The sequence below is a fragment of the Acinetobacter pittii ATCC 19004 = CIP 70.29 genome (assembly GCF_000369045.1).
Classification (GTDB): domain Bacteria; phylum Pseudomonadota; class Gammaproteobacteria; order Pseudomonadales; family Moraxellaceae; genus Acinetobacter; species Acinetobacter pittii.
In genome coordinates, this window is sequence record NZ_KB849787.1 from 12,643 (window position 1) to 14,052 (window position 1,410).

A 1,410-nucleotide genomic window follows, 5' to 3' on the forward strand; every position below is an offset into this window, starting at 1 on the left:
TTTTTGACAATAATCGCTTTAGCGGTTGTTGTCAAAAAAAGACACGGAAACGAGATAAACTATTTTTTATGCATAGCAGAAAAAATAGTTTAAACGCCCACAAGATGACGCTAACATGGTCTCCATTCACGGCAAAACGAGATCCAAATGGCAGGACGCAAAGCGTTAGTGCTCACAGCAAAAGACATCAACGAACTCGGCAAGCATATCCTCAATCTACCGTTCAAACGCCGAGTTGAAGAACGTTGCCTGCACATGCTCAAAAACAAAAAGAGTCTTCAGGATCTCAGTGAGCAAGACCGACAACTGATCCAGAAATGTCGCTATGAACGCAATGCCTACAACAAACGCATGCTTCAGCTGCAACTGATCCAACAAACAAAACCTGCCAAACGTAATGCACTGCAACAGAACATCCTCAAGCTCCACCAAAAACATGACATCGATGCCTACTTTGCCATGCACGATGCACTGGATGAAATCCTCAAAACACAACGCCACCAGACCGCAGCGAAAAACCTGAATCAGAAAATAGAAAAAGCCCTGAATCCAGAACAACAAAAGGAAAAACAGAGCCAGAAACAACAGAAAAAACGAGAAGACCAGATCAAGTACTTTATCGGCTCACTCTATCTAGGCGTTTTTGAACGAGCAAAGTTTCAAATGACCCACTCCAATCAGGACTTGGACAACCTGAAAACCTTATTTCGTATGGCCTTAATCGGTAAAACCATGCAACAAAGCAACAAGGATCTACAGACCGTCACCCAAGAAATTGCTAACTCAAGCCAATACCAAGAAATTGAACGATTTATACAAGAAGCCAAACAAGATCCAAGAAACCCATTCAACAAAACACCAGAGTAATGAACAAATATCACGTTTAAACGCTGTATTTTCGCCATAGAGCGATCATTTCAAACTGAACTAGAGTATCAGTACCTAAAAAACAAAAAATTGCCTCTAAACGCAAATAGAAGCAAATGACACAACCTCAATAAACCACAAAAACACCTCAACCAAGCGAGTGTCTACGAGCGACAGTCCCAAAATTCGCGCCTCGGCCCTCTGAAAAACCGCTTTTTTAGGTTACTTGACCTAAAAAAGTGAAGTTTAGATGCAAAAATTTGAGTCTAGACCGAGCAAAGCGAGCATAAAGCTTTATGAGCGAAGCGAATTCCGAGTTGCTTTTGCTCTTGCCTTTGCTTTTTCTCAAATTCACAACGAAAAGAGCCAAAAAATTGCCCCCGAATCGAGCGAAAGCGAGATTCAATAGAGTTTGAGCGAAGCGAAAACCAAGGGCAATTTGACCAGACTAGGCTTTTAATTATTTTTAATGCTTTTTAATACTTTTATACAGGCTGAAAGCCTTTGTTTGCAATAGTTTAAGGGGTGATAAAGATAGGTTTA

General features: G+C 40.9%; 1 protein-coding gene. It reads left to right on the top strand.

The genetic code is table 11. The annotated features are described in order from the left end of the window. The first annotated feature begins 147 nt into the window (after nucleotides 1-147). Nucleotides 148-867 carry a hypothetical protein gene (locus F928_RS10250; RefSeq protein WP_005074592.1) on the top strand — a complete coding sequence of 240 codons (720 nt, stop codon included), beginning with the start codon at nucleotides 148-150 and terminating at the stop codon, nucleotides 865-867. Nucleotides 868-1,410: the final 543 nt, after the last annotated feature.